At 63.2% G+C, this 3,399-nt stretch carries 2 protein-coding genes; both read right to left on the reverse strand.

The features are described 5' to 3' along the window. A partial coding sequence (locus AC1XOS_RS21300) for an AAA family ATPase (RefSeq protein WP_481964221.1) occupies positions 1 to 2,281 on the reverse strand: 2,281 nt, incomplete at its 3' end. Next, positions 2,278 to 3,399, reverse strand: a 1,122-nt coding sequence (locus tag AC1XOS_RS21305; RefSeq protein ID WP_481964222.1) for a metallophosphoesterase family protein, incomplete at its 5' end; no start/stop codon positions are given. The genes AC1XOS_RS21300 and AC1XOS_RS21305, both read right to left, overlap by 4 nt.

Raw genomic sequence — 3,399 nt, forward strand, 5'->3', positions numbered from 1 at the left:
CACCGGAGTACATCTCGTAGGCGCGCGTTCCCAGATCGTCCTCGATAATGATGTCTAGGGTCTCAATCGGGCTGGCCGACTTCGTCCGCGCCTCGCGGTGGGTCTCGAAGGCGACACGCATCGCGCCGCTGGTCATGCGCGCGAGTAGCCGATTCGTCTCTTCCTGGATCTCGGGGAGCGCGTTCTCGATGATCAGCGCCTGCACGCCCTTTTTCCCAAAGGCCGCTGTGAGCTCCGCGTAGAGTAGCTCATCTCGCGATGCCACGACCCGATCCGCTTCGGTGCGAGCTCGCTCTTTCTCCCGTGTCTTTAAGCGATCCTGCTCCGTCTTCAAGCCCCCGATACGGCTATGTGCCTGGTGCATGTCTGCGTTCTGGCGACGAAGCGCACTCTCGGAATCGGTGAGTGCCTGGTGGAGCAGCGGGAGGTTGGCGGCGCGCTGGCGCATCTCCTCGACGCGGGGGCGACCTTTCTCGATCTTGGTGGAGAGGCTCACGGCCCGCGCCTCTAGCTCGGTCAAGCGCGGCGGCTCCTCGACGAGAATTCCCTCGGCTTGCGTCAGACGCGCACGCTCCGTGGGAAGCTCTCGGTAGGGAAGTGCCTGCTGCCGAAGCATGCGTAGCTCCTCTTGAGAGCGCTCCAGCTTCTCTAGGTGCGCGGCCAGAGCCATGAGCCGCTCTTTCTCTTCGCGTGCAAACTCTCCCGAGTCGAGCTGCTCCGTGAGCTTTTGTTGCTGCCTCTGACGGTTCGGGAGCTGCGCGATGCGCTCGCGGAGCCTCAGCGCCTCTTGTTGGGCGTGGGCACTGCGGTTGACCAGCTGCGCTACCAAGCGTGAGTCAGTGAGGGCTTGCTCCGACGCCGCTTTCCACTCCTCCGCGAGCTTCTTGGCCTCGCGTCCCTGTGCGGCAAGGAGGCTCTGGTGCGCGCCATTGGTCTCCAGCGCCGCTTCGGTCTCCTCAACGGCGGTCTGACGGGCTGTGGGGGTAAGCGGCTGCCCACAGAACTCACACTGCGATGCGTCTGAGCCCGTCAGAGCGGCCAGGCGTTTTTCTAGGCGCTCCTGCTCGGCTTTGGCACTGTTGCGCTGCGCCTTGAGCTCCGTGAACGCGTCTTCCGCGTGGCCGCGCGCCACTTCTGCGGCCTTACGCCGCGCCTCAGGATCGCCGTAGGCCGCGATCTCCGCCTCGCTGGTGGCACGCTCGGCATCGTAGCGCTCCAGCTCCTTGGTCTCCTGCACAAGATCCTGAACCTCCCGCGTGAGCCGATAGAGCTCTCGGTCTAGCTCAGTATGCGCCCGCTGAACGACCTCCGTGAGCTGCTCTCGCTCGCGGTAGAGAGCCGTGGCTTCCTCGACCTGGCTCTGGAGGCTCTGGATGCGCTGCTCCAGCGCGGTGGCTTCGCGCTCCTGCTTCTCTATCTCAGGGCGACGGCTCAGAATCGCCTCTGCAGCAGCGATCCGGCGTCGCAAGGAGTCGGCCTCGCGGAGGGCAGCGGCTTCGTCCTGCTCCAGCTCGCGGAGCTTCTCGTCCCACTCCTTGGCACTATTGGCATAGCCCTGGCACTGCTCAAACTGTGTGTGCGCGGCATCACGGGTGGCCTGGAGCTGAGAGAGCTGGGCAGCGGCATCCGCCAGAAGTACCTCCGCAGACTCCAGCTCGGTATCTATCCGATCTTTGTCCTGAAGCTCAAAATCAATCTGGGTGAGCTGGCTCTCGGCAGCAGTGCGGCGCTCCCTGGCCTCCCGCTGGGTCTCACGGGCACGCTTCTCTAAGTCATCGTAGCGCGTCAAGTCTAAAATATCGGCGACGATCTGCTTGCGCTCGGCGGGCTTGGCGCGGGCAAAGACATCGGCGCGGCCCTGGGCCAGATAGGCGGTCGCCAGAAACATCTCGTAGTTCAGCCGCAGAAGCCCTTCGAGCTTCCCCTTTGTCTCGCGGCCATCGCTGATATTGCGGAGCGTGTCGTCGTCCTGCCATGCTTGTAGTGTCCAGACCGGCGAGGTGCCTTTTCGGTCGCGCTGCTTGATAATCCGGTACTTAGCCTCACCGAGCTGAAAGTCCAGCATCACCCGGCAGCTCGGCGCACCGAGGCGGATCACATCGTCTTCACGCGGTGCACGAGTCTCGCCAAAGAGCACCCAGGTAATGGCATCCAGGATCGCGCTCTTGCCGTTGCCATTGTCGCCCGAGAGACAGGCCAGGCGCATGTCGTTGAGCGGTAGCGGCGGCACGCCCTTGCCATAGGACATGAAGTTTTCCAGCTGGAGCTTGAGGGGGATCACGCCAGTGCCTCCTGCCTTAAATCGTCCATCAGGCGGCGGGCGGCGGCCATGAAGTCCTCGCGGAGGGGAGCGAGGTCGGGGCGGCGGGTGTCGAGATAGAGTGTGAGCGCTTGCTCGGGCGTGAGCTGCTCGGTCATTCCTTCGGCGCGGGTGGTGAGGGTCTGGCCGGGGAGATCACGCGAGATGGCGACCACGCTATGGGCCTCACTAAGCGCTTTTCGTAGCTCGTCTTCGCGCACCAGCGGGGCTTTCTCACGCGGCACTTTGTAGCTCAGCTTCACCACGGCATCTTTGAGGGGGCGCTTGGCCAGCTCGTCTAGGATTTTTTCTGTCGGGTCTTCGGCGTCGGTGGCGTCAATGGCGATCTCTAAAAACTTGCGCACGTCTACGTCCACGTAGCGAAACTCGGCGTTTTGCTTTGCGATATCGGCCAAGACGATTCCCTTGTTTTCGTCTTTCTCTCCGAAGTCCAGGCGATCTATCGAGCCGCAGTAGACCACCGGCGGCTGGCGGCGAGCGTTGCAGTCCTGGCGCTTGTGGATATGGCCCAGCGCGACATAGTCAAACTGCGAGAGAGCGAGGGCGCTGACGGGCACCTGCGGCTCGGCGGCGTTGAGCAAAACGCCCTGCACCCCCACACGCGAGTCGGCGACTGTGAAGTGTGCCGTGAGAATCGCGAGATGCTCCGGGCGCTCTGCGGCTTGGTGCGCGAGGCTGGCAATGTACTCGATGTACTTATCCCGAATAAGCTGGGCGATCTCCTCGACCGTCTTGTTTTTGGTCTCGTCTTGGGTCAGCACGCGGGCGCGAGGCAAATACGGCATTCCCCCGACCAGTACCTCACCGCGCCATGTCTGAACGGCGATCAGCTCGGGGCGGGAGAGAATCTGCACGCCTGCGCCGCCTAAGACATCGTAGATTTCGAGCGCGTGGGCGCGGCCCCGTGTGTTGGGAATGTCGTGGTTGCCCACCAGCATCACCACGGGAATATTTGCGTCGGTAAGTCGCCTGAGGCTATCGGCAAAGAGCTTCTGGTGGGTCTGGCTGGGGTCGCGCGCCTTGTAGGCATCTCCGGCAAAGATCGCCAGGTCAATGTCGGCGTCTAAAGCCAGCGAGAT

It is taken from the genome of Armatimonas sp., from assembly GCF_964826245.1.